This is a genomic window from uncultured Campylobacter sp. (assembly GCF_938031315.1).
Classification (GTDB): domain Bacteria; phylum Campylobacterota; class Campylobacteria; order Campylobacterales; family Campylobacteraceae; genus Campylobacter_B.
Map to the genome: position 1 here is coordinate 1 of NZ_CALHHT010000215.1, position 1475 is coordinate 1475.

Sequence of the window (1475 nt, forward strand, 5' to 3'; positions counted from 1 at the left end):
ATTCTCTAGAGAAATTATAAAAAAATTAGAAATTGAATAGCAATATGAAATAAAGCAAAAAAAATGGAGCAAATTTCTGTTATCCTGGCACATCCTTACGAGATAAGCCTAAAGCGACTATTGCAAACGTAGCGGTAGAAAAGCTGCAAAATAGCGGCTACGAGGTTAAATTTCACGATCTATATAAGGAGAAATTTAATCCGATCCTTAGCGGCGCTGAGCTCGTGAGCGATGAAAGCGACGACGAGCTGTTAAAGGCGCATCAAAAAGACATAGCAAACGCCCATGGTATCGTGATTGTCCATCCGAACTGGTGGGGCGAGCCGCCCGCCATCCTCAAGGGCTGGATTGACCGTGTGCTAAGGCAGAGAGTAGCCTACGATTTTGCGCCGGGCGATAACGGCGGCGGGCTTCCGATAGGACTTTTAAAGGCTAAAGCCGCCGTAGTTTTCAACACCTCCAACACCCCCGAGGCCAGAGAAAACAAGATATTCGGCGATCCGCTGGAAAAAATTTGGAAAAGCTGCATTTTTGATTTTTGCGGCGTGAAAACCTTTGAGCGGCTGATGTTTAGAGTGGTCGCAGATAGCGACGAAGCTGAGCGAAAGGTCTGGTTAGAGCAGGTAGTGCAGACGCTGGATAGGTACTTTCCGAAGCAGATTAATTTGCTTTAAATTTAAAAATGCGCTGCTCGCAAAATCCGAACGGCATAGAATTTGACTGCCTATTTAAACAGATACGCGCCGAATTCGCTCGCACATTTGGCGAAAAATCTATGAAATTTAGGAGGCAATTATGCTTAGATTAATCGCTGCGATGGCGATTTTAGCGGCTCTCATATACTTCGTGATGGGCGACGGCGGTAAAAAGACGATCAAAGATTATAAAAATTTCAGCCGCGAGGAGCTGGAGACTTTATGCCTCGAAAAGAACGATAAAATCGCCTGCCAGCGCATCGCCGTGGACTATACCAAAGAAAATAAACCGAAAAAATGATCTAAATTTGCGAGGCTAATTTTACGGTTTCGCTCAAACAGCGCGCGGTTAAATTTATTTCTAGCCCGGTCAAAACTCTGTGCGGATAAATTTGCCTGCAAGGCACGGCTCAGATGCCGATTTGATAGGTACCGAGCGCCGCGCAAATAGTGTAAATTTAAAAGCAATAATTCAAGTATTAGCATGCACGTCGATAAAACCGCTAGCGCAAATTAAAATCGATAAATCGCGCTGTGTTCTTTACGCGCATACAGAAGGAGCGACCGATGAAAATTTTATGGCAAAGTAGGCTTCAAAACAGACTTCGCGATATCGGCGAAAATGTCCTAATAATGGGTGATCACGCATTTTACGCAGGCGATAACGACGAGCAAAAGCAGATGAAGCTTAGAAAATTTTCGCTTGCAAGCGGCGAGCAGCTAGCCGGCGCGCTGCTAGCCGTGGGCGGGCTTTTGGGCGTGTATTTCGGCACCTCTCAA

General features: G+C 45.6%; 3 protein-coding genes. All 3 read left to right on the plus strand.

Features of this window, described 5'->3' with window-relative positions:
• Positions 1 to 143 precede the first annotated feature (143 nt).
• Positions 144 to 674, plus strand: a complete 531-nt coding sequence (locus Q0236_RS05390) for an NAD(P)H-dependent oxidoreductase (protein WP_297915843.1) — start codon at positions 144 to 146, stop codon at positions 672 to 674.
• Between the two features lie 121 nt (positions 675 to 795).
• Positions 796 to 996, plus strand: coding sequence for a hypothetical protein (locus Q0236_RS05395; RefSeq protein WP_297915840.1), 201 nt, complete (start codon positions 796 to 798; stop codon positions 994 to 996).
• A 266-nt stretch (positions 997 to 1262) separates the two neighbouring features.
• The coding region (locus Q0236_RS05400; protein WP_297915842.1) for a hypothetical protein at positions 1263 to 1475 on the plus strand (213 nt) is incomplete at its 3' end.

What these genes read in the sequence shown, in the direction of transcription:
- Q0236_RS05395 (WP_297915840.1), top strand. Translation starts at nt 796, where the DNA reads ATGCTTAGATTAATCGCTGCGATGGCGATTTTAGCGGCTCTCATATAC.